The sequence below is a fragment of the Microbacterium sp. SSM24 genome (genome assembly GCF_025989145.1).
In the GTDB taxonomy this organism is placed as follows: Bacteria; Actinomycetota; Actinomycetes; order Actinomycetales; family Microbacteriaceae; genus Microbacterium.
The window spans coordinates 2,456,871-2,478,751 of the sequence record NZ_JAPDNQ010000001.1 but is presented as its reverse complement, the minus strand read 5'-3'; the positions used below and the strand labels follow the sequence as shown (position 1 = coordinate 2,478,751).

General features: G+C 70.1%; 20 protein-coding genes. 5 read left to right on the top strand and 15 right to left on the bottom strand.

The annotated features are described in order from the left end of the window. The first annotated feature begins 83 nt into the window (after positions 1 to 83). Complete coding sequence (locus tag OL358_RS11430) at positions 84 to 1,520, top strand: cell wall-binding repeat-containing protein (RefSeq protein ID WP_264710090.1); 1,437 nt, start codon at positions 84 to 86, stop codon at positions 1,518 to 1,520. A gap of 74 nt (positions 1,521 to 1,594) precedes the next feature. On the opposite strand, the gene OL358_RS11425 is transcribed toward OL358_RS11430, so the two are convergent. From OL358_RS11425 to OL358_RS11400, 6 genes are all read right to left on the bottom strand, one after another. Next, on the bottom strand, positions 1,595 to 2,458 hold the full coding sequence (locus tag OL358_RS11425; protein WP_264710089.1) for an aldehyde dehydrogenase family protein: 864 nt from the start codon (positions 2,456 to 2,458) through the stop codon (positions 1,595 to 1,597). Continuing rightward, positions 2,455 to 3,897, bottom strand: a complete 1,443-nt coding sequence (locus OL358_RS11420) for an aldehyde dehydrogenase family protein (RefSeq protein WP_264710088.1) — start codon at positions 3,895 to 3,897, stop codon at positions 2,455 to 2,457. Before OL358_RS11420 ends, OL358_RS11425 begins: the two co-directional genes overlap by 4 nt. A 17-nt stretch (positions 3,898 to 3,914) precedes the next feature. Next, positions 3,915 to 4,922: a deoxyribose-phosphate aldolase gene (gene deoC / locus OL358_RS11415; protein WP_264710087.1), complete on the bottom strand. Its 1,008-nt coding sequence runs from the start codon at positions 4,920 to 4,922 to the stop codon at positions 3,915 to 3,917. A gap of 177 nt (positions 4,923 to 5,099) precedes the next feature. After that, positions 5,100 to 5,834: a hypothetical protein gene (locus OL358_RS11410; RefSeq protein WP_264710086.1), complete on the bottom strand. Its 735-nt coding sequence runs from the start codon at positions 5,832 to 5,834 to the stop codon at positions 5,100 to 5,102. Next, complete coding sequence (locus OL358_RS11405; protein WP_264710085.1) at positions 5,831 to 6,805, bottom strand: bifunctional riboflavin kinase/FAD synthetase; 975 nt, start codon at positions 6,803 to 6,805, stop codon at positions 5,831 to 5,833. The genes OL358_RS11410 and OL358_RS11405 overlap by 4 nt, the downstream gene beginning before the upstream one ends. Then, complete coding sequence (locus tag OL358_RS11400; RefSeq protein WP_264710084.1) at positions 6,802 to 7,251, bottom strand: hypothetical protein; 450 nt, start codon at positions 7,249 to 7,251, stop codon at positions 6,802 to 6,804. Before OL358_RS11400 ends, OL358_RS11405 begins: the two co-directional genes overlap by 4 nt. 162 nt (positions 7,252 to 7,413) lie before the next feature. Here OL358_RS11400 and OL358_RS11395 point away from each other — a divergent pair, with 162 nt between their 5' ends. Further along, positions 7,414 to 8,499, top strand: a complete 1,086-nt coding sequence (locus OL358_RS11395) for a peptidoglycan DD-metalloendopeptidase family protein (RefSeq protein WP_264710083.1) — start codon at positions 7,414 to 7,416, stop codon at positions 8,497 to 8,499. A gap of 7 nt (positions 8,500 to 8,506) precedes the next feature. On the opposite strand, the gene OL358_RS11390 is transcribed toward OL358_RS11395, so the two are convergent. The 3 genes from OL358_RS11390 to OL358_RS11380 are packed head-to-tail and all read right to left on the bottom strand — an operon-like array spanning position 8,507 to position 10,445. Further along, complete coding sequence (locus OL358_RS11390; RefSeq protein WP_264710082.1) at positions 8,507 to 8,875, bottom strand: hypothetical protein; 369 nt, start codon at positions 8,873 to 8,875, stop codon at positions 8,507 to 8,509. Next, on the bottom strand, positions 8,872 to 9,759 hold the full coding sequence (gene truB / locus OL358_RS11385; RefSeq protein WP_264710081.1) for a tRNA pseudouridine(55) synthase TruB: 888 nt from the start codon (positions 9,757 to 9,759) through the stop codon (positions 8,872 to 8,874). Before truB ends, OL358_RS11390 begins: the two co-directional genes overlap by 4 nt. Further along, positions 9,759 to 10,445: a uridine kinase gene (locus OL358_RS11380; protein ID WP_264710080.1), complete on the bottom strand. Its 687-nt coding sequence runs from the start codon at positions 10,443 to 10,445 to the stop codon at positions 9,759 to 9,761. Before OL358_RS11380 ends, truB begins: the two co-directional genes overlap by 1 nt. Positions 10,446 to 10,506: 61 nt before the next feature. Here OL358_RS11380 and OL358_RS11375 point away from each other — a divergent pair, with 61 nt between their 5' ends. Then, the gene (locus OL358_RS11375) at positions 10,507 to 11,373 is read left to right on the top strand and encodes an A/G-specific adenine glycosylase (RefSeq protein WP_264710079.1); all 867 of its coding nucleotides are present in this window, start codon (positions 10,507 to 10,509) and stop codon (positions 11,371 to 11,373) included. 3 nt (positions 11,374 to 11,376) lie between these two features. Here OL358_RS11375 and rbfA read toward each other — a convergent pair whose 3' ends face one another. The 4 genes from rbfA to nusA form a co-directional block, all read right to left on the bottom strand. Continuing rightward, the gene (gene rbfA, locus OL358_RS11370) at positions 11,377 to 11,817 is read right to left on the bottom strand and encodes a 30S ribosome-binding factor RbfA (RefSeq protein WP_264710078.1); all 441 of its coding nucleotides are present in this window, start codon (positions 11,815 to 11,817) and stop codon (positions 11,377 to 11,379) included. Between the two features lie 72 nt (positions 11,818 to 11,889). After that, positions 11,890 to 14,658, bottom strand: a complete 2,769-nt coding sequence (infB, locus tag OL358_RS11365) for a translation initiation factor IF-2 (RefSeq protein WP_264710288.1) — start codon at positions 14,656 to 14,658, stop codon at positions 11,890 to 11,892. Positions 14,659 to 14,735: 77 nt separating this feature from the next. Beyond that, a complete protein-coding gene (locus OL358_RS11360) occupies positions 14,736 to 15,008 on the bottom strand; it encodes a YlxR family protein (RefSeq protein ID WP_264710077.1) in 273 nt (90 codons plus the stop codon). Between the two features lie 76 nt (positions 15,009 to 15,084). Further along, on the bottom strand, positions 15,085 to 16,074 hold the full coding sequence (gene nusA / locus OL358_RS11355) for a transcription termination factor NusA (RefSeq protein WP_264710076.1): 990 nt from the start codon (positions 16,072 to 16,074) through the stop codon (positions 15,085 to 15,087). A gap of 178 nt (positions 16,075 to 16,252) precedes the next feature. On the opposite strand from nusA, the gene OL358_RS11350 reads away from it, so the two are divergent. Together OL358_RS11350 and OL358_RS11345 are read left to right on the top strand one after the other, a co-directional pair. Then, positions 16,253 to 17,086 carry a DUF1206 domain-containing protein gene (locus OL358_RS11350; RefSeq protein WP_264710075.1) on the top strand — a complete coding sequence of 278 codons (834 nt, stop codon included), beginning with the start codon at positions 16,253 to 16,255 and terminating at the stop codon, positions 17,084 to 17,086. A gap of 71 nt (positions 17,087 to 17,157) precedes the next feature. Next, positions 17,158 to 17,679: a pyridoxamine 5'-phosphate oxidase family protein gene (locus OL358_RS11345; RefSeq protein ID WP_264710074.1), complete on the top strand. Its 522-nt coding sequence runs from the start codon at positions 17,158 to 17,160 to the stop codon at positions 17,677 to 17,679. A 167-nt stretch (positions 17,680 to 17,846) separates the two neighbouring features. Here the strand turns inward: OL358_RS11345 and OL358_RS11340 are convergent, their stop codons facing one another. Together OL358_RS11340 and OL358_RS11335 are read right to left on the bottom strand one after the other, a co-directional pair. Continuing rightward, complete coding sequence (locus OL358_RS11340; RefSeq protein WP_264710073.1) at positions 17,847 to 19,910, bottom strand: PhoX family protein; 2,064 nt, start codon at positions 19,908 to 19,910, stop codon at positions 17,847 to 17,849. Between the two features lie 123 nt (positions 19,911 to 20,033). Then, positions 20,034 to 21,830 (bottom strand): proline--tRNA ligase, encoded by a 1,797-nt coding sequence (locus OL358_RS11335; protein ID WP_264710072.1) that lies wholly within the window; start codon positions 21,828 to 21,830, stop codon positions 20,034 to 20,036. Positions 21,831 to 21,881: the final 51 nt, after the last annotated feature.

The following is a 21,881-nucleotide window of genomic DNA, read 5'->3' as shown; positions in this document are numbered from 1 at the left end:
CTGTCCGGATGCAAATGCTAGAGTCCGACCACTCATCATGAAGATGAGAGTTCTTTCATCCCCGTAAAGAGGACTCCCGCCCTATGTATCCCCGTCATGCCCCCCGCCTTGCCGTTTTCGCCGTCGCCCTGTGCGCGGCCCTCTCCCTCGCGTCGCCCGCGCAGGCCGCCGGTCTCGCCGGCGTCCAGCCACTCGCCCCGAACGGCGGTGTCGTCGCCGACGTCGATGCGGCTGCCGCGGCCACGTCGGAAGTGACCATCTCGAAGCTCGTGTACCAGCCCGATGACGGCGGGGCGCCCCTGAATCTCGCGATTCCGGGCGACGTCGTCGTCACCATCTGGAAGCTCGACGTCGAGTGGGAGATCTGGGAAGACGTCACCGACACCTCGCCGGTGACCTACCGCGATGAGACCGGCGAGTGGGTGATCGGCTCCCTCGCAGCCGGCACGTACTCGTTCCGCTTCGACGCCTACCCCGACTACATCGGCTCGGAGTACTACGACGACGCGCGCTACTTCTACGACAGCAACGACGTCGTCGTCGCCGAGGGCAGCTCGGTCCCGCTCGGCGAGATCGTCCTCACCCCCCGCGTGTTCGACGTCTGGCGCCTGACCGGTCAGGATCGGTTCGGGACCGCTGTCGAGGCCTCGCGGCAGACCGTGGCGCCGGGCGAGACGGTCGACACCGTGTATCTGGCGGACGGGACCAACTACCCCGACGCGCTCGCTGCCGGACCGGCCGCGATCGCGAAGCAGGGCATTCTGCTCCTCACCAGCCCCAAGGTCCTCCCCGCCGTCACCAAGCAGCGTCTCATCGAGCTCGCCCCCCAGCGGGTGATCGTGCTCGGCCAGGCCAACTCCGTCTCCGACGCCGTCTTCAAGGACGTGAAGAAGGCGCTGCCCGCGGCATCCGTCGAACGTTTCAGCGGCACCAACCGGTTCGTGACCGCCGAGATGATCATCCGCGACGCCTTCCCCGCCGGTGACACCCCTGTCGCGTTCATGGTGACCGGCCGGAACTTCCCCGACGCGCTCTCCGCCGGCGCCGCCGCAGGTCACATCGGCGCGCCGGTCATCCTCGTCGAGGGCGGATCCAAGACGCTCCCCGCCGATACGAAGAAGCTGCTGACCGACCTCGGCGTGCAGCAGGTGTTCATCGCGGGCGGCACGAACATGGTCTCGGCCGGCATCGAGAAGGATCTCGCGACGCTCCTGGGCGCCGAGGGCGTCTACCGCTTCGCGGGCGGCAACCGCTACGAGACGGCGATGCTGATCAACTACAACTTCTTCGATCGGCCCGACTACGGCATCCTCACCACCGGCGCGAAGTTCCCCGACGCGTTGGCCGGCACGGTCCTCGCCGGCGCACTCGGTGCCCCGCTGCACCTGACCGAGCCGAACTGCCTGAGCCTCTCGGCCGCTTCGGTGCTGCTCGACCACCGAAGCAACGGCGCCGTGCTGCTGGGCGGACCCACCACCCTCAGCCCGGCCGTGGAGAACCTCCAGGTCTGCCAGGGCTGACGCATCGAACGAAGGGCCGGAACCCGTGCGCGGGTTCCGGCCCTTCGTCGTCGCTCCGCGTGAGGAGCGAACGATCAGACGAGGCTCTTGGTGTGCCAGACCGTCTTGGTCTCGGTGAAGGCGGCGATGCGCTCGAGGCTCGGGGCCGCGGCATCCTTCCCCGATTCGGGGGGAAGCACGCGCGTGAGCGTCTCGGCGGCCGCGATCTGCAGGTCGACCCATTCCAGGTCGCCGGCGCCGACGAGGTCGAGGCCGTGCACGTCGGGGTGCGAGGCGAGCCAGGGCGCGAGTTCGGCGGGCGATCCGGTGAGGACGTTCACCACGCCGCCCGGCACGTCGCTGGTGGCGAGGACCTCCGCCAGGCTGATCGCCGACAGCGGGAATCGCTGCGACGCCACCACGACGACCGAGTTGCCCGAGACGAGCGCGGGAGCGATCGCCGACACGAGCCCCAGGAGCGCGGTGTCCTGCGGGGCGATGACGGCCACGACGCCCGTGGGCTCCGGGACCGAGATGTTGAAGTAGGGGCCGGCGACGGGGTTGCCGTTGCCTGCGACCTGACCGAACTTGTCGCACCAGCCGGCGTACCACACCCACCGGTCGATGGCCTCGTCGACCTCGGCCTGAGCGGCGGAGCTCGAGGCGCCGGTCTGCTGCACGATCTCGTCGACGAACTGCGCACGGCGACCCTCGAGCAGCTCGGCGACGCGGTAGAGCACCTGGCCGCGGTTGTACGCGGTCGCGCCGGCCCACCCCTTCACCGCACCGCGGGCGGCGGTCACGGCGTCGCGGGCATCCTTGCGCGAGGCGAGGGCGGCGTTGGCGAGGAAATCGCCCTTCGCCGAGACGACCTCGTAGGTGCGTCCGGACTCGGTGCGGGGGAACGCCCCGCCGATGAACAGCTTGTACGTCTTCGGCACGGTCAGTCGCTTGCTCACGCCGCCGCTCCCTTCAGGTACGCGAGGAGGCCGTGGCGGCCGCCCTCCCGGCCGTAGCCGGACTCCTTGTAGCCGCCGAACGGGCTCGACGGGTCGAATCGGTTGAACGTGTTCGCCCAGATCACACCGGCGCGCAGGCGGTCGGCGACCGCGAGGATCCGCGAGCCCTTGTCGGTCCAGATGCCAGCCGAGAGGCCGTACGGGGTGTTGTTGGCCTTCTCGATCGCCTCCGCGGGCGTGCGGAACGTGAGCACCGACAGCACCGGTCCGAAGATCTCGTCGCGCGCGATGCGGTGGGAGGCCTGCACGTTCGTGAAGATCGTCGGCGCGAACCAGAAGCCGTTCTCGGGGATGACGCAGTCGGCGCTCCAGCGCTCCGCGCCCTCCTCCTCGCCGATGCGGCTCAGCTCGCGGATGCGCTCCAGCTGCGCGCGGGAGTTGATGGCGCCGATGTCGGTGTTCTTGTCGAGCGGGTCGCCGAGGCGCAGGGTCGACAGGCGCGTCTTGAGCCGGTCGACGACCTCGTCGTGGATCGACTCCTGCACGAGCAGCCGGCTGCCGGCGCAGCACACGTGGCCCTGATTGAAGAAGATGCCGTTGACGATGCCCTCGATGGCCTGGTCGATCGGAGCATCCTCGAAGACGATGTTCGCCGCCTTGCCGCCGAGCTCCAGAGTGAGCTTCTTGTCGGTGCCGGCGACGGACTTGGCGATCTCGCGGCCCACCGGGGTCGAGCCGGTGAAGGCGACCTTGTTCACGTCGGGGTGGCGCACCAGCGCGGCGCCGGTCGCGCCGGCTCCGGTGACGATGTTCACCACACCCGGCGGCAGGTCGGCCTGCTGCAGGATCTCGGCGAAGATCAGTGCCGACAGCGGCGTGGTCTCGGCCGGCTTGATGACGACGGTGTTTCCCGCGGCCAGCGCGGGCGCGATCTTCCACGCGAGCATGAGCAGCGGGAAGTTCCACGGGATCACCTGGCCCGCGACGCCGAGCGCGCGGGGGTTCGGGCCGAGGCCGGCGTAGTCGAGCTTGTCCGCCCAGCCGGCGTAGTAGAAGAACCAGGCGGCGACCAGCGGCACGTCGACGTCGCGGGACTCCTTGATCGGCTTGCCGTTGTCGAGGCTCTCGGCGACCGCCAGCTCACGGGCGCGCTCCTGCACGAGCCGGGCGATGCGGAAGAGGTACTTGCCGCGATCGCGCCCGCTCATCTTCGACCACGTCTTGTCGTGGGCGCGGCGCGCGGCTGTCACAGCGGCAGCGACATCCGCTTCGCTCGCCGTGGCGATCGTGGCGATGTGCTTCTCGTCAGCCGGGGAGATGGTGGCGAAGCTCTCGCCGCCGCCGGGGCGGAACTCGCCGTCGATGAAGAGCCCGTACTCGTCGCGGAGGTTCAGGATCGCGCGGGACTCGGGGGCGGGTGCGTACTCGAGGAAACTCATGGGGATACCGTCGCTTATCAATCGATCGTCACGTAGTCGGCGCCGGAGTAGTGACCGGTCTTCAGCTTCTGGCGCTGCAGGAGCACGTCATTGAGCAGGCTCGACGCGCCGTAACGGAACAGGTGGGGCTGCAGCCACTCCTCGCCCACGGTCTCGGCGACGGTCACGAGGTACTTGATCGCGTCCTTAGAGGTGCGGATGCCGCCCGCCGGCTTCACGCCGACCTTCTCGCCGGTCGCGCGATGCCAGTCGCGCACGACCTCGAGCATCAGCAGCGTGACCGGCAGAGTGGCGGCAGGCTGCACCTTGCCCGTCGACGTCTTGATGAAGTCGCCGCCGGCGAGGATGGAGAGCCACGACGCGCGCTTGACGTTGTCGTAGGTGTTCAGCTCGCCCGTCTCGAGGATCACTTTGAGCGAGGCGTAGGTGCCGTCCTCTCGACGGCAGGCCTCCTTCACCCGGGCGATCTGATCGAACACGAGTCCATAGCGACCCGCGAGGAACGCGCCGCGGTCGATCACCATGTCGATCTCGTCCGCTCCTGCCGCGACCGCATCGGCGGTGTCGGCGAGCTTGATCTCGAGCGAGGAGCGGCCGCTGGGGAACGCGGTCGCGACCGCCGCCACCGACACGAGACCGTCGTCGGGGTCGCCGTGCGCGGAGCCGAGCGCCTCGACGGCGTACGGCACCATGTCGCCGTACACGCATACCGCGGCCACGCGCGGGCACGTCGGGTCGGAGGCATCCGGGTTCAGGGCCTTGGCGACCAGCGAACGCACCTTGCCCGGAGTGTCGGCGCCCTCGAGGGTCGTCAGGTCGATGAGGTCGATGATCTTGTCGAGCGCCCACGCCTTGGAGGACGTCTTGATCGACCGTGTGCCGAGTCCGGCCGCCCGCTGCTCCAGGCCCACGGCGTCGACGCCGGGCAGTCCGTGCAGGTAGCGGCGGAGGGTCGTGTCGTCGGGTTCCCCGCCGAGCAGCGCGACGGCCCGCTCGGGCAGCGTCTGCAGATCGGTGCGGCTCATGGTGCTCCCTCTGTCTGGTGAACCTGCTGGCGGGGGCGAGGATCGCTCGCCCCGTCGCGCAAAACGTCAATCCTACCCGGCTGCGGCGGACGAGACCACGTTCGCGCGCGCCGCCCGATGCCGTGCACGGCTCGATCGTAGGCGCGTCGGCCCTGGCCGGGCTAGGGGTCGCCGGGCCTACGCAGGGGGCGTGGCCGGCCAGATGAGCTCTGCCACCAGCTCATCGGGAGTGACGCCGCGTCGCGCCGCCTCGGCCTCGAGCCGGGCGATCGTCGAGGGCGACAGCGCATCCGGTCGCGGTGCGGCATCGTCAGGGCGTCCGCGCAGGAGGAGCGACAGCACCGGCACGACGATGGCGCCGAGGGCCGCGAGGATCGAGGCGATGCCGAGGGTGCGCGAGTACGCCTCACCGCCCGCGTCGTCGGTCCACACCGGGTACACGACGAGCACGAAGACGAGCGCGAACAGCGCGAGCGTGACGATGAGGCCGATCCGCACGACGCGCTGCCGCCGGTCCGCCAGGAGCAGGAGCAGGCAGGCGAACGACAGGCCCACCGAAGCCGCCACCGTCGTCCACAGGACGTCCCAGAACAGCTCCGCCTCCCAGGACGGCTGGCTCCACAGCGCGATGATCGACAGCACAGCGGCGATGAGTGCAACGACCGCGCCGACGAGCCCGATGACCTGAAGGCGCTTCCCGAGCAGCGAGGCGCAGCAGAGCACGGCGACGCTGAAAGCCCCGACGAGTGCCGTCGTGCCCAGGACCTTCCATGCCGGATCGCCCAGTTCGGCGCCGAGCAGCACGACGATGCCGCCGAGGGCGGCAAGCCCGAACGAGACGATGATGACGCCGACGATCACGCGACGCAGAACGGACGCACGGGGTCGGGTCTGCTCCGTCACACCGGTCATGTCAGCTCCTCGCGCACCTGAACGACATCGTCGGTCATCTGCTCGATGAGCAGGCCGATCCCCTCGAACGCGACCATACCCCGGATGCGCGCCACGAACTCGATCTCCACGGTGTGCCCGTAGAGGTCGAGGTCGGTTTCGTCGAGGACATACGCCTCGACCTGCCGCACCACGACGTCGGCGAACGTCGGGTTGGTGCCGATGCTGATCGCGGCGGGATAGCGGATGCTGGAACGCGGGTCGCTGTCACGGTCGGCGCGGGGCGCGCCGCGGTCGACCAGCCACCCCGCGTACACGCCCTCGGCCGGAACGAAGCCCTCGAGGTCGGACGACAGGTTGGCGGTCGGGAATCCGAGTTCGCGCCCGCGCTTGAGACCGTGGACGACTTCGCCGCGCACCGAGTGTGCGCGGCCGAGGAGCTTCGCGGCTCCTGCGACGTCGCCGTCCGCGAGGAGCTCGCGCACCCAGGTCGAGGACACCCGGCGCCCGGCGTCGATGGCGCGCACGTCGTCGACGACGTCGACCTCGTACCCGAACTCCGCACCGAGCTCCCGCAGCAGTGCGGGGGTGCCTGCTCCCCCGCGCCCGAACCGGAAGTCGCCTCCGACCATGACGATGCGCACGCCGAGGGCGCCGACCAGCACGTGCTCGACGAACTCGCGCGCGCCGAGATCGGCGAGCGCGCGATCGAAGGTCAGCAGCAGCGTCGCGTCGACGCCCGCCCGCGCCAGCAGGTCGAGCTTCTGGTTCGCGCCGACGAGGCTGTCCGGGCAGATCTCGGGGCGGAGGAGCGCCAGCGGATTCCTGTCGAAGGTCACGGCGACCACGCGGGCCCCGGTCTCCGCGGCATCCACCCTCGCTCGGTCGATCACCGCGCGATGCCCGGAGTGCACGCCGTCGAACTTGCCGATCGCGACGACGGAGGGCCCGAAACCCTCGGGAACCTCCGCGGGATCGCGGAAGACGATCACGAGGCCACCGCGGCGCGCTCGCCGGCCGTCTCCTGCGCGAGGGGACGGTGCGTCGTGAGCCACCACAATCCGAAGAACGGCAGCACGAGGGGCACGAACACGTAGCCGAGCCCGAACCAGGACCACACGCTCGGGTGGGCGAAGAGCTCGGGGATGAGGAGACTCAGCGCGCCGACGACCAGCACCCCGACGAGTTCGAAGACGATCGCGATCCACGCGACCAGGTACCAGCCGCGGGAGCCGGCGAAGACGAGCGCGAGCGTCGCCACGATGTAGACCACGGCGGACACGGCCGAGAGCGTGTACGCGAGCGGTGCCTCATCGAAGCCCTGCACGATCTGGACGAACGAGCGACCGGTGGCGGCGAGCGCCATGATCCCGTAGACGATGACGAGGACACGGCCGATTCCGGTCATGCGGCGGCGAGGACGAGCAGGCGATGTCATGGCCTGTCAATCCTAGTTCGGCTGTGATGGGCGGCTTCGCGAATCGAGTCACATAAGCCACTTCTGTCACAGGAATGGACAGACACACCGATAAGTGACAATATTCACAGCACGGACCCGACCGGACTTCCCCATCCGCCTCTCCTCTGCGAAGTGCACCCCATGCGATCGACCCGTCATCTTCTGCTCGTCGTCGCCGCCACGGCGGCTCTGACACTCGGCAGCGTCTCGCCCGCCACCGCCGCGATCCAGCCGAGCGCGCCCACGCCGACGCCGACGCCGACCACGACTCCCACCCCGACGCCCACCCCCACGCCGACGCCCACCCCCACACCGACGCCGGCGCCCGCGTACCGCCTTCCGCTCGCTGCGAAGAGCTACACCGTCTCCTCCTACTTCGGGCCCCGCTGCATCCCGGTCCGGTACGGCCCCACGGTTCACCGCGGCGTCGACATGGCGGCCGCGGGCGGCGCTCCCATCTACGCGATCACGGGAGGAACCGTGACCGCGACGGTGGACGGCACGACCTCCCGCGAGGGCTACATCTCCGTGCGCAGCGTCATCGGCGGCGTCGAGTACAAGGCCGTCTACATGCACATGTGGGTGTCCACGACCCACGTGAAGGTCGGTCAGACCGTCAAGGCGGGGCAGCGCATCAGCCAGGTCGGCACCAGTGGCGCCTCGTCCGGAAACCACCTCCACCTGGAGCTGTGGAAGTCCACCGCCGCAGGCACGGTGGCGACGGATGCTGCCGCCTTCCTCAAGGGCAAGGGCGTCGACCTGTACACCTCGGCGTCGCGCGTGAACGCGAAGCCGACCCCGGCGACGTGCACCTACTACACCGTGGGCGGCGTGAACTTCCGCACCGGCCCCTCGACCAGCTACTCCACCATCCGGATGCTGCCGCTCGGCACGGCGGTGGTCCACGTTCCCGGCACCATCACGACGGGATTCATCCCCGTCAAGGTCGGCACGCAGTCGGGATGGGTGTCTGCGTCGCTGGTCTCGCCGACGAAGCCGCCGGCACCCGCGGCCGTCAAGCCGGCGCCCGCACCCAAGCCGCCCACCTACGCCGCGACGGCGGCGCTGAACCTCCGGACCGGCCCCTCGACGGCGAACGCGCGGATCCTGCTGATCCCGAAGGGCGCGAACGTCGGCGTCATCCAGGCGTCGAGCGGCGAATGGCGCAAGGTGTCCTACGCCGGCAAGACCGGCTGGGTGCACTCGGCCTACCTCGCCAAGCGCTGACCTCGCGTCACGCGATCTGCACCGTCCAGATCGCGTACATGCGCCACACCATGACGGCCACCGCGAGCGCCGCGATTCCCATGATGACGGTGCTCCAGCGACTGCGCTCGAGGAGCGCCCACGCGACCCCGGCGACCGGCAGGAGTGCCGCCGAGACGAGGTAGACCCAGAACTCGAGCGCGCTGCCGGTCGGGAGGTTGCCCGCGAACGGCGCGATGATCGCCACGACGATCTGGGCGATGAGCAGCAGCTCGAGGAGCGCCAGCGATCCCACGGTGAGGTCGCTGGGCCGGCGACCCGCAAGCCCGGCGATGAGGCAGAGCAGTCCCGCGAGCACCGCGACGGCGACCTCGACGATCGTGAACCACAGGATCATCGGGGTGCCTCCTCGGGCATGTTCATGATGCTCTTGATGTCGGATCCTCGTGCGCTCACGATGCCCACGAGAGCCCCGGTCGGATCGATCGCCGCGGCTCGTTCGCGCTCGAGCCGTTCGGCAGCACCGGCGAGGCGCTTCCCGTGGCGCAGATCACGCGCCTCATCGGCGGTCACGTCGACCCTCCCGAGGACGGCGGCCGCGACCGCGGCGGGGGCGACGAGTCGCTGTTCGGCGATCCCGTCGACGGGCGCGGCATCCGTCACCGGGAAGGGCCCGATGCGGGTGCGGCGGAGCGCCGTGAGGTGCCCGCCGACCCCGAGGGCGGAGCCGAGATCGCGGGCGAGCGAGCGGATGTACGTGCCGCTCGAGCAGTCCACGACGACATCGAGGTCGACGAACTCCCCGTCCCGGCGCTCCGCCAGGACCTCGAAACGCGACACCGTGACCTCGCGGGCCCTGAGCTCGACCTCCTCCCCCGCGCGGGCGAGGTCGTAGGCGCGGCGGCCATCGACCTTGATCGCCGAGTAGGTGCTCGGCACCTGCGAGATGCGGCCGGTGAGCGGCTCGATGGCGACCCCGATCGCCGCGGAGGCGATGGTCGAAGCATCCGTCTGGGCCAGCACCTGACCGTCGGCGTCATCGGTGTCGGTCGCGACGCCGAGCCGGATCGTCGCGAGGTACGTCTTGTCGAGGCCCACGATGAACGTCAGCAGGCGGGTGGCCCCTTCGACGCCGAGCACGAGGAGTCCCGTGGCCATGGGGTCGAGCGTGCCCGCGTGCCCGATCTTGCGCGTCCCCAGCGCGCGGCGGGCGCGCGCGACGACGTCGTGCGAGGTGATGCCTCCCGGCTTGTCGACGAGGAGGATGCCGGCGGCCGCCATCAGCCGAGCACTCCGGACGCACGCCGCGGGTGGGCGAGGTCGCTGTTGTCGACGATGGCGGATGCCGCGGCCTCGGGCTGCGCCTCGCGCAGGTAGATCCTCTGCCCCTGGCGATAGCGCGCGTTCGCCGGCGCGTCCGGATCGGGGTCGCTGCCGTCGCGGTCCGCGAGCCGCCGCGCGGCGACGGATTCGGGGACGTCGAGCCAGACCGACCAGTCCCACAGGTCGCGCAGCTCCGGCCGGTGCAGGAAGATGCCGTCGACCACGAGCACCGCGTCGCGGGGAGCGGTCACCCACTGGGCCTCCTCGACCGCGTCGCGGGCGACGTCGAAGGCGGCGAGCTGGAACCCGGTCGCGCCCGCGGTCTGCGCGCCGTCGCGGAAAGGGTCGATGAGCACGCGGCGGAAGGTGGCGTAGTCGTAGGAGTCGCGATAGAACCCGTCCGCGCTCGTGCGGCCGCGTGCGTAGCGCTCGGCTCGCGGGCGATGGAAGCCGTCGATGCTCGCGCGGTAGACCGCGGCGCCCTTCTCGGCGAAGACCTCGGCGAAGCCATCGGCGAAGGTCGACTTCCCTGCTCCGTCGAGACCGTCGATCGCGACGATGACGCGACCTCCCGGATACATCCGGCGCACCTCGTCGCGCAGCTCGCGCCACAGCGTGGTGACGGGGGTGATCGGCAGGCGCATGCCACCAGCCTACGGCCGCGCGCGGCGCTGCCCGGTGCGCGTCGAGCATAGGCTGAACGCCATGCCCGACCTCGCGACACCGCTCATCGAGTGGTACCGCGACAACGCGCGCGACCTGCCATGGCGGCATCCGGGATTCGGCGCGTGGGGCACGCTCGTGAGCGAGTTCATGCTCCAGCAGACTCCGGTGAACCGCGTGATCCCGCATCTCGAGGCGTGGCTCGCGCGCTGGCCCACGCCGACCTCGCTCGCGGCGGATGCTCCGGCCGAGGCGGTGCGGCAGTGGGCGAACCTCGGCTATCCGCGTCGCGCGCTGTGGCTGCACCGCGCCGCGGTCGAGATCCGCGATCGCCACGACGGCATCGTCCCCCGCGATGTCGACGCGCTCCTCGCGCTGTCCGGCATCGGCGACTACACCGCGCGCGCCGTCGCCGTCTTCGCCTACGGGGACCGCCACCCCGTCGTCGACACCAACACGCGCCGCGTGCTCGCGCGGGCGATCGACGGGCGGTCGCAGCCCGGGCCGCCCGCCCGGCGCGATCTGGCCGCGATGGCCGAGATCCTCCCGATCGCCGACGCTGAGGCGGCCGTGATGAACGCAGCGACGATGGAACTCGGCGCCGTCGCGTGCACGGCGAGATCGCCGCGCTGCGACGCCTGCCCGATCGCGGATCGGTGCGCCTGGCGCGCCGCGGGGTATCCGGACACCGGCGACGAGCGTCGCCGCCAAGCGCGCTACGAGGGCAGCGACCGTCAGGCGCGCGGCGCGGTGCTGCGGGAACTGCGGGATGCCGCCGCCCACGCGGTGCCGCTCACCGACGTCGCCCGCGACTGGCCGGACGCGCTCCAGCGCGATCGTGCCATCGACTCTCTCATCGCAGACGGGCTGGCGGAGGCATCCGAGGGACACCTCCGCCTTCCGTCCTGACGATCAGTCCTCGTCGTCGTCGTCGGCTTCCCGGGGCTTGACGTACGGGTCGGCGTCGCCCGCGTACGAGGCTGACGACGCGAGTCCGGCCACGGCCTCGTCGCGCTCGCGCGCCTCGCGGAGCAGATCAGCGATGTGGTCGGCGTTCTCGGGGATCGCGTCGAGGATGAACTCGAGCGACGGGGTGAGTCGCGTGTTCAGGTGCTTGCCCACCTCGGAGCGCAGCATCCCCGTCGCCGAGGCGAGCGCCTGCGCCGACGCCGCGCGCTCCTCTTCGGTGCCGAGCACCGTGTAGAACACCGAGGCGTGCTGGAGGTCGCCCGTCACACGCACGTCCGTGATCGTCACGAACCCCAGTCGGGGGTCGCGAAGGCCCTTCTCGAGCCGTTCGGCGAGGATCACGCGGATGCGGTCGCCCAGTCGTGCCTGACGTTCGCCGGCCATGTCCGTTCCTTTCGACAGGTGAGGGGCGCACTGCGTCGTCCGAACACAGGGGCGCCCCTCACCGATTTGCGATCAGCCGCGAGGCTTCTCGACCATCTCGGTGGTCTCGATCTCGTCGCCGATCTGGATGTCGTTGTACTTGCCCAGTCCGATACCGGCCTCGAAGTCCGTGCGGACCTCGGTGACGTCGTCCTTGAAGCGGCGCAGCGACTCGATGGCCAGGCCGTCGGCGAGGACCACGCCGTCGCGGATGACCCGCGCCTTGGCGTTGCGCGTGATCGTGCCCGAGCGGACGATGACACCGGCGATGTTTCCGAACTTCGAGGAGCGGAACACCTCGCGGATCTCCGCCACGCCCGACTGGATCTCTTCGTACTCCGGCTTGAGCAGGCCCTTGAGCGACTGCTCGACATCGTCGATCGCGTTGTAGATGACCGAGTAGAACCGGACGTCCACACCCTCGCGGGAGGCGCGCTCGCGCGCCTTCGTGTCGGGGCGGACGTTGAAGCCGATCACGATCGCGTTGTCGATCGTGGCCAGGTTGATGTCGGACTCGGTGATCGCACCGACGCCGCGGTGGATGATCCGCAGCTGCACCGAATCGTCGACCTCGATCTTGAGGAGCGACTCCTCGAGCGCCTCGACGGCACCCGACACGTCACCCTTGATGATGAGGTTGAGCGACTCGACCTTGCCCTCTTCGAGAGCACGGGTGAAGTCCTCGAGCGAGATGCGCTTGCGGGCCTTCGCCAGCTGGGCGTTGCGCTCGGCAGCCTCACGCTTCTCAGCGATCTGGCGGGCCAGGCGGTCCTCTTCGGTCACGATGAACGTGTCGCCGGCTCGCGGCACCGAGTTCAGACCCTGCACCTGCACCGGACGCGAGGGGTAGGCCTCTTCGACGGCGTCGCCGTTCTCGTCGGCCATCGCACGCACGCGGCCATAGGCCGTGCCCGCCACGATCGCATCGCCGACGCGCAGCGTTCCGGACTGGATGAGCACCGTGGCGACCGAGCCGCGGCCCTTGTCGAGCTTCGCCTCGATCGCGACACCGCGGGCAGCCTTGTTCGGGTTGGCCGTGAGGTCCAGGCCGGCGTCGGCGGTCAGCAGAACGGCGTCGAGCAGTTCCTGGATGCCGGTGCCCTGACGGGCCGAGACGTCGACGAACAGCACGTCGCCGCCGTACTCCTCGGCAACGAGACCGTACTCGGTGAGCTGCTGGCGCACCTTGGCGGGGTTGGCGTCGGGCTTGTCCACCTTGTTGACCGCGACCACGATCGGCACGTTCGCCGCCTGGGCGTGGTTGAGCGCCTCGACCGTCTGCGGCATGATGCCGTCGTCGGCCGCGACGACCAGGATCGCGAGGTCGGTCACCTGCGCACCACGAGCACGCATGGCGGTGAACGCCTCGTGACCCGGGGTATCGATGAAGGTGATCGCGCGCTCGATGCCCTCGTGCTCGGTCCACACCTGGTACGCACCGATGTGCTGCGTGATGCCGCCGGCCTCGCCTGCGACCACGTTGGTCTGGCGGATGGCGTCGAGCAGTCGCGTCTTACCGTGGTCGACGTGGCCCATGACGGTGACCACCGGAGGCCGGATCTCGAGGTCTTCCTCGTTCTCCGCCTCCAGCTCGGCCTCGAGGTCGAGACCGAAGCCCTCGAGGAGCTCCTTGTCCTCGTCCTCGGGCGAGACCATCTGGATCTTGTAGCCGAGCTCGGCACCGAGCACCTCGAACGTCGCCTCGTCCAGGGACTCGGTGGCCGTGGCCATCTCGCCGAGGTTGAAGAGGATCGTCACGAGCGTGCCGGGCTGCACGGTGTAGCCGCGCAGCGCCTCGAGCTTGTCGGCGAAGTCGGCGATGGATGCGCCACGGCGCAGGCGGATGATCTCGCCGTTTCCCTTGGAGACATTGACGCCGCCGACGACCGGCGCCGACCGCATCTCGAATTCCTGCCGCTTCGCGCGACGCGACTTACGCTGCTTGGACTTGCCGCCGCCCTTGCCGAAGGCACCTGCGGTGCCGCCGCCGGGACCACGTCCACGACCGCCACCACCGCCGGGGCGACCGGCGAAGCCGCCGGGTGCACCCGTGCCGGGTGCGCCACCGGGACGCTGGAAGCCGCCGCCGCCACCGGCACCGCCGGGACGACCGGCGCCGCCGGGACGCTGCTGGAACGGCGCGCCGGGACGACCGCCGCCGCCGGGACGACCCGCTCCGCCGGGGCGCGGGGCGCCGGGACGGGGGGCGCCGGGGCGCGGAGCCTGCGGACGCGGGATGTTGCCGGGGGTCGGGCGCTGGCCCATGCCCTGTGCCGACGCGAAGGGGTTATTGCCCGGACGCGGGCCGGCGGGGCGCTGCCCCATGCCCTGCGCGGACGCGAACGGGTTGTTGCCCGGACGCGGGGCCGCACCGCCGGGGCGGGGGCCGGCCGGGGCCGGGGCTCCGGGCTTCGGGGCCGACGCATCGGGCGCAGCCGTGTCGGCTGCCGGGGCGGCGGGTGCCTCGGCGGCCGGAGCGGCGGGAGCCGGTGCCGGGGCCGGGGCCGGGGCGCTGGCCGCGGCGGGTGCGGGGGTCTTCGCCTCGGGCGCGGCCGGAGCCGCGGGGGCCGCCGGAGCGGCGGGTCGTGCGGGCCCGGGACGCGCGGCCGGGCGCGCCGAAGCGGCCGGCTTCGCGCCGGCGGCGGGCACCGCGGCGCCGTCAGCCTCGAGGGCGGCGCGCAGCTTGCGCGCGACCGGGGGCTCGATGGTGGACGAGGGGCTCTTCACGAACTCGCCGAGCTCCTTGAGCTTCGCAAGAGCGACCTTGCTGTCGACGCCGAGTTCGGAAGCGATCTCGTGCACGCGTGGTTTGGCGTTTGCCACAATTCTCCTGTCTGGGGTCTACCCAGGCAGGGCAGACCGTTAGTCGCGGACGGGTCTCATTTCGAGCCGTTCACTTTTTTTCCATAGCCGTTCAGCCGTTTCTCGATGGTCTGCGTGTCAAGCGGGCCTGACACACGCAATGCCCGCACGAACGCGCGGCGCCGCAGCGCGGCATCCAGGCATTCGCTCGTCTCGTGCACCCACGCACCCCTCCCCGGCAGGACTGCGCGCTCGTCTGGGACGAGGACGGAATCGATGACGACCACCCTGAGCAGGGCGGAGCGGGAGGCACGCGTGCGGCATCCGACGCACGTTCGTACGGGATCCATTCTACACCCGGGGGAAAGTTCCCCCGGACCCCCTTTCCCACACGATCCGCCGAGACCTTCGTCTCGGGGGCGACGGTCAGGCATCCTCCAGGATGCTGTCGGGCTGGATGTCGATCTTCGCGCCGGTCAGCTTGGCGGCGAGGCGGGCGTTCTGGCCCTCCTTGCCGATCGCGAGCGACAGCTGGTAATCGGGCACGAGGGCGCGCACGGCCTTGCTGGAGGCATCCAGGATGAAGCTGGACGTCACCTTGGCCGGCGACAGGGCGTTGGCGACGAACTTCGCCAGCTCCGGGTCGTAGTCGACGATGTCGATCTTCTCGCCGCTGAGCTCCTCGGTCACCGCGCGGACGCGACGGCCGAGCTCGCCGATGCAGGCGCCCTTGGCGTTGATGGTCGGATCGTTGGCCTTCACCGCGATCTTGCTGCGGTGACCGGCCTCGCGGGCGAGCGACACGATCTCGACGAGACCGGCGGCGATCTCGGGCACTTCGAGGGCGAACAGCTTGCGGACGAGTCCGGGGTGGGTGCGCGACACGGTGATCTGCGGGCCCTTGGTCCCCTTGGACACGGAGGTCACGTAGACGCGAAGACGCGACCCGTGCGCGTATTCCTCGCCCGCGACCTGCTCCTCGGGGGGAAGGATGGCCTCCACCGTGCCGAGGTCGACGTGCACCATGCGGGGATTGGGTCCCTGCTGCACGACGCCGGCGACGATGTCGCCCTCCTTGCCGCGGAACTCGCCGAGCACGGCGTCGTCGGCGATGTCACGAAGGCGCTGGCTGATCACCTGCTTGGCGGCGAAGGCGGCGATGCGCCCGAAGTCCTCGGGTGTCGACTCCTCCTCGCCGATGACGACGCCCTCGTCATCGAGCAGCGGGATGAAGACGGCCACGTGCCCGGTCTTGCGGTCGAGCTCGGCGCGCGCGCCCTCGGGAAGCTCGCCGGTGGGCGACGTGTGCTTGGCGTACGCCGTCAGAATGGCCTGCTCGATGATCCGCACGAGCTCCTCGAAGGGGATTTCCTTCTCACGCTCGACAGTCCGCAGCAATCCGAGATCGATGTCCACTCTGGGCCTCCGTATTCAGCTCTCACCGACGCATCCTGCCGCCGGAACCCTCCTACGTTACCGGATGCCGCGCCCTGCGACGCTGGGAACGACCTGCGCCGCCGGATCACGTCAGCACACCGGGCGGACGCGGCGCAAGGCGCACCACCCCGGGCGGGTCCGGTCCTACGCTGGCGGCATGACGACGTCGACCCCGAAGGCCGCCGCCAAGGCGGCTGCGCGCGAGGCGGAGGCGAGCCCCGCGTTCGTCGTGCTCGCGCGCTCCGGGTACGTCGCCAACGGCATCCTGCACGTTCTGATCGGCGTCCTGGTGGTCATCCTCGCGTTCGGCGGCCGCGTCGAAGGGGATCAGGCGGGCGTCTTGAAGGCCGTCGCGAGCGCGCCGCTGGGCGTCGTTCTCCTCTGGCTCATCGCGATCGCGTTCTGGGCGCTGGGCCTGTGGCACCTCGCCGAGGGCACGCTGATGCGCGACCGCACCGGCGATCTTCCGGGCGCCGCGCGCAAGTGGGGGCGCCGCGTCGCGGAATGGGGTCAGGCCCTGGTGTTCGTCGCGCTCGGAATCTTCGCGGCGGCGATCGCCCTCGGAGCCCGGCCGACCACCGACGAGACCGCCGAGGACGCCAGCCGGGGGCTGCTCGAGATACCGGGTGGGTCGATCGTGCTCGCGCTGATCGGAATCGGCATCGGTGCCGGCGGGGTCTCGTTCGTCGTGATGGGCGTGCTGCGCAGCTTCCGCAAACGCATGGACATCCCCGAGGGAGGCGTCGGTCGAAGCATCACGATCGCAGGCGTCGTCGGATTCATCGCGAAGGGCATCGCGCTGATCATCGTGGGCGTGCTGCTGCTGATCGCCGCCGTGCGAACCGACGCCGCTACCGCCGCCGGACTGGACGGGGCGTTCGACGCCCTGCTCCAGCTCACCCTCGGGCCGGTGCTGGTGGGCATCGTCGGCGGCGGTTTCATCGCCTACGGAGCCTTCACGATCGCCCGCGCCCGCTACGCGCGCATGTGAGAGAGGTAGGCCGCGGCATCCGTCCTGTCAATGCCTTTGCCGCGGGTACGGGCGAGGAGGAACGTGAGCGTATGACACAGGCGACACCCACCGAGATCACCGGTCCCGAAGCGATCGAGCGCGTGCGCGAGCTCGTCGAGGACATCGACTTCACCATGCTCACGACGAGGGATGCCGCGGGCAACCTCGTGAGCCGCCCGATGAGCACGCGCCAGATGGATGAGGGCGGCGACATCTGGTTCTTCACGCTCGAGCACACGGACAAGGTCGTTCAGGCCGAGAGCGACCCCGAGCACGATGTGGGACTGTCGTATCTCGACGCGAAGGACCATCGCTATGTCTCGGTCGCGGGCCGCGCGAACATCGTGCACGATCGGGCGAAGATGGAGGAGCTCTACTCCCCCAGCCTCGACATCTGGTTCGAGAAGGGTCTCGACACCCCGGATATCGCGCTCCTGCGCGTCACTCCCGTCGAGTGCGAGTTCTGGGAGCCCGCGCACGGGAAGCTGGTCGTCGCGGCCGGCATGCTCAAGGCGCTCGTCACCAAGGACACGCCGGACGACCTGATGCGGCACGGCCGCGTGACCTGCTGACGGCCGCCGAGCCCCGCCAGCCCGCCGCGCATAACTCCTGCACCTTGACCGCGATCCCGGCGTGTCGAGGGCGACGCAGCCCGACCGCGGCACGATGTGCAGGAGTTATGCGCCTCGCTTCGCGAGGACCCGAGTCGATGAGCGTCAGCGCGCGGCGCCGCCGGCGCTCAGCCGCGGTAGACCTGGACGACCGAGGGGCGCGGAGCGGTCGGAACACTGCCCGGCGCGGTGGACCCGTAGTCGGGGAAGAGCGATGTGGGAGCGGCGACCGTTCCCCCCTCGCCCGGGTGCTGCACCGCGACGAAGACCAGGCCCTCCTTGTCGTGGATGACCGGCCCGCAGGTCTCGGCCTCTCGCGGCACGGAGAGGAACTGCTGCACGTGGCCGCGCTCCTTTCCCCGCAGCGGAACGAGGAACAGCCCGTCGTTGTAGCCGATCGTGCTCGGCGCGCCGTCCGTGGAGATCCACAGGTTGCCCGCCGAGTCGAAGGCGAGGTTGTCGGGGCACGAGATCGGCGAGACCAGCTCCTTCGGGAAGCCCGCGAAGTACGAGTTCGCAAACACCTTCGGGTCACCGCAGAGGAGCAGGATGCTCCAGCCGAACGTGGTCCCTGCCTGCCCCGCGGTCTCGGTCATCTCGATGACGTGTCCGTAGCGGTTTCCCGTCACCGGGTTGGCCTCGTCGAGCGTGGCGACCGTGCGGGCCGAGTTGTTCGTCAGCGCGAGGTAGACCTTGCCGGTCTTCGGGTTCGGCTCGACGTCCTCGGGGCGGTCCATCTTCGTGGCGCCGACCGCATCGGCGGCCAGGCGCGTGTGGACGAGGACCTCCTCGATCGTGAATCCGGACACGGCGCTCTTGCCGTTCTTGGTCAGCGGGATCCACTGACCGGAGCCGTCGAAGCGCTGATCGGACGGGAGCGCGCCGGTGCCGGTGATCTCGCTCTGCGGCGAATTGCCAGAGAACTTCGCAACGTACAGGTCACCCTCCGACAGGAGCGTCATGTTCTTCTTGCGGGAGCGCGAGATCCGGTTCTTCGACACGAACTTGTAGAGGTAGTCGTTGCGCTCGTCATCGCCCATGTAGGCGACGACCCTGCCGTTCTCGGCGACGATGACGTTCGCGCCCTCGTGCTTGAAGCGCCCCATCGCGGTGTGCTTCTTCGGCGTCGACCTCGGGTCCTGCGGGTCGATCTCGACGATGTACCCGAAGCGGTTCGGCTCGTTGACGTAGCCGGCGTCGTGAGCGTTGAAGCGGGGGTCGTAGGTCTCCCACCCCGTCGACGTCGTCGTCGAGGACGTGGACTGGTAGCGCTTCTGCGCAGCGGTCTCGGCCTTCCAGGCGAAGTATCCGTTGAAGTTCTCCTCGCCCGACAGGATCGTGCCCCAGGGAGTGGTGCCGCCGGCGCAGTTGCCGAGCGTGCCGTGCACCCAGCGGCCGTCGGGGTCGGCCGCCGTCTTCACGAGATCGCTTCCCGCAGCGGGTCCGGTCAGCTCGAACACGGTCTCGACCGTGATGCGCCGGTTGCGCTTCCCGTCGACCACGTAGCTCCACGGTTCGCCGGTGCGCTTGCGACGGATGTCGACGACCGACATCCCCTGCGCCGCCTTGTAGATGTCGCCGCGGCGACGCACCTCGGCCGCGTCGCTGCTGGGAGGGAACATGATGTTGGGGTTGACGTACTCGTGGTTGTTGACGAGAACACCGGTCCGTCCGCTCGGGTCGGCGACGATGTCGAGGTAGTCCGAGTTGTAGCCGAACTGAAGGGCCTGCGCCGCCGCCGTCTGCGCGCCGAAGTCGAAGGCGGGAGCCTTCGAGAACAGCGGGTCGCCCCAACGGATGATCGGCCGCCAGCTGTAGCCCTTCGGCACCGTGAAGGCGTCGACGCTCGCCGCGACGGGAGCGATCGGCTCGAACGCCAGCCCTCCGTGGCTGGGTCGTCCGAATGCGGCTCCCGCGCCGCCGACACCCGCCGCCGACGCACCCGAGACGGGGGCACGACCGCCGGTGGCCGTGAGAGCGACCGACACGGCCGCAGCGGCGCCGAGCCCGAGGAGAGCGCGACGCGACAGCGCAGCGTGCGCGATCTCCTGGAAGGTCTCGTTGCCCGACGTGTTGCACTCCGGATTCGTGCACGCGTTCGCGCACTTGAGCTCGCAGGTGACCGCCAGCCGCTTGCCCTTCGCATGGTCCGCGAGCGGAAGCGACCGACGGTGGTACTCGATGATGCTCACGATGTGCCCTCCCTGGCGTAGCGACCGCGCCAGCCTGGCGGCCGGGCTCTACATCAGGAGGAAGCGCAGGTGAACAGAAGGCGACCGCCGCATGAGAAGGGACTCATCCGGCGGTCTGGAGCCTCAGCGCGCGAGCCGTGCGACGGCCTCGGCGATCGGGACGACCTCGCGCTCGCCTGTGCGGCGGTCCCACAGCTCGACCTGGCCGTCGGCCGCATCGCGTCCCACGATCACGATCTGCGGCACGCCGACGAGCTCGGCGTCGCCGAACTTCACGCCGGGAGAGACCTTGGGGCGGTCGTCGTAGAGCACGTCGAGTCCGGATGCCTCGAGCTCGGCCGACACGCGCTCCGCGAGCTCGAACGCCACGGCGTCCCTGCCCGTCGCGACGACGTGCACGTCGAACGGTGCCACCGACGCCGGCCACACCAGGCCCTTCGCATCGTTGTTCAGCTCAGCGAGGATCGCGAGGATGCGCGTCACGCCGATGCCGTACGAGCCCATCGTGACGGTGACGAGCTTGCCGTTCTCGTCGAGGACCTTGAGCCCGAGCGTCTCGGCGAAGAAGCGGCCGAGCTGGAAGACGTGGCCGATCTCCATGCCGCGGGCCAGCTCGACCGGGCCGGAGCCGTCGGGCGCGGGGTCACCGGCGCGCACGTTGGCGACCTCGACGAAGCCGTCGCCCGTGAAGTCGCGTCCTGCGACGAGGGTGTGCACGTGCTTCTCGTCGATGTTGGCGCCCGTCACCCACGCGGTGCCGTCGACCACGCGCGGGTCGAGCAGATAGCGGATGCCGGTGGCCGACTCCTCGCCGAGCACAGGCCCCGTCTCGGACCAGGGTCCGATGTAGCCCTTCACGAGGAGCGGGTGCTTCTCGAAGTCCTGCTCGGTCGCGGGCTCGACCGCGGCGGGCGCGAAGGCGACCTCGACGCGCTTGTCGTCGACGTCGCGGTCACCGGGCACGCCGATGATGACGAGTTCGCGCGTGCCGTCGAGGTGCGTGAGCGCCAGCACGACGTTCTTCAGCGTGTGCGCGGCGGACCATTCGGTCGCGCCGTCGGTGCCGGGACCGGCGATGCCGGGTGCGGGCGCCTCGAGGTGCGCGTTGGCGTGATCGACGAGCGTCTGGATCGTCGGGGTGTCCGGAGAGTCGAAGATCACCGGCCCCCCGAGCCCGTCGAACGGGATCGCGTCGGGCACGGTTGTCGTGTACGCCTCGACGTTGGCCGCGTAGCCGCCGGCCGAGCGTACGAAGGTGTCTTCGCCGACGGCGATCGGGTGCAGGAACTCCTCCGAGCGCGCGCCGCCCATGAGGCCGTTGTCCGCCGCGACGATCACGTACTCGAGGCCGAGGCGCTGGAAGATCCGCTCGTAGGCGTCGCGCTGCGCCTGGTACGAGGCATCCTGTCCTGCGTCGGTGTAGTCGAACGAGTACGCGTCCTTCATCGTGAACTCGCGGCCGCGCAGCAGGCCGGCGCGGGGACGAGCCTCGTCCCGGTACTTGTCCTGGATCTGGTAGATCGACAGGGGCAGGTCCTTGTAGGACGAGTAGAGGTCCTTCACCAGGAGCGTGAACATCTCCTCGTGCGTCGGCGCGAGCAGATAGTCGGCGCCGCGGCGGTCGTGCAGACGGAAGATGCCGTCGCCGTAGGAGGTCCACCGGCCCGACTGCTCGTAGGGCTCGCGCGGCAGGAGTGCCGGGAAGTGCACCTCGTAGGCGCCCGCGTTCGTCATCTCGTCGCGGATGATGCCCTCGATCTTCGCCTTGACCCGAAGACCCAGCGGCAGCCACGTGAAGATGCCGGGCGCGGCGCGGCGGATGTAACCGGCGCGCACGAGCAGCCGGTGGCTCGTGACTTCGGCATCGGCCGGGTCTTCGCGGAGCGTGCGGAGGAAGAAGTGCGACAGACGGGTGACCACGAGGGTCAAGTCTAGAGGGGGGTGCGGGCCGCGAGTCCTCGCGCCGTGCTC

Excerpts from the sequence above, each read along its gene's own strand:
- OL358_RS11395 (WP_264710083.1), top strand. The coding sequence starts at position 7,414 with ATGCGATCGACCCGTCATCTTCTGCTCGTCGTCGCCGCCACGGCGGCT.
- OL358_RS11375 (WP_264710079.1), top strand. The coding sequence starts at position 10,507 with ATGCCCGACCTCGCGACACCGCTCATCGAGTGGTACCGCGACAACGCG.
- OL358_RS11410 (WP_264710086.1), bottom strand. The coding sequence starts at position 5,834 with ATGACCGGTGTGACGGAGCAGACCCGACCCCGTGCGTCCGTTCTGCGT.
- OL358_RS11430 (WP_264710090.1), top strand. The coding sequence starts at position 84 with ATGTATCCCCGTCATGCCCCCCGCCTTGCCGTTTTCGCCGTCGCCCTG.
- OL358_RS11360 (WP_264710077.1), bottom strand. The coding sequence starts at position 15,008 with ATGGATCCCGTACGAACGTGCGTCGGATGCCGCACGCGTGCCTCCCGC.
- OL358_RS11390 (WP_264710082.1), bottom strand. The coding sequence starts at position 8,875 with ATGATCCTGTGGTTCACGATCGTCGAGGTCGCCGTCGCGGTGCTCGCG.
- OL358_RS11420 (WP_264710088.1), bottom strand. The coding sequence starts at position 3,897 with ATGAGTTTCCTCGAGTACGCACCCGCCCCCGAGTCCCGCGCGATCCTG.
- OL358_RS11400 (WP_264710084.1), bottom strand. The coding sequence starts at position 7,251 with ATGACATCGCCTGCTCGTCCTCGCCGCCGCATGACCGGAATCGGCCGT.
- OL358_RS11345 (WP_264710074.1), top strand. The coding sequence starts at position 17,158 with ATGACACAGGCGACACCCACCGAGATCACCGGTCCCGAAGCGATCGAG.
- truB (WP_264710081.1), bottom strand. The coding sequence starts at position 9,759 with ATGGCGGCCGCCGGCATCCTCCTCGTCGACAAGCCGGGAGGCATCACC.
- rbfA (WP_264710078.1), bottom strand. The coding sequence starts at position 11,817 with ATGGCCGGCGAACGTCAGGCACGACTGGGCGACCGCATCCGCGTGATC.
- deoC (WP_264710087.1), bottom strand. The coding sequence starts at position 4,922 with ATGAGCCGCACCGATCTGCAGACGCTGCCCGAGCGGGCCGTCGCGCTG.
- OL358_RS11350 (WP_264710075.1), top strand. The coding sequence starts at position 16,253 with ATGACGACGTCGACCCCGAAGGCCGCCGCCAAGGCGGCTGCGCGCGAG.
- OL358_RS11380 (WP_264710080.1), bottom strand. The coding sequence starts at position 10,445 with ATGCGCCTGCCGATCACCCCCGTCACCACGCTGTGGCGCGAGCTGCGC.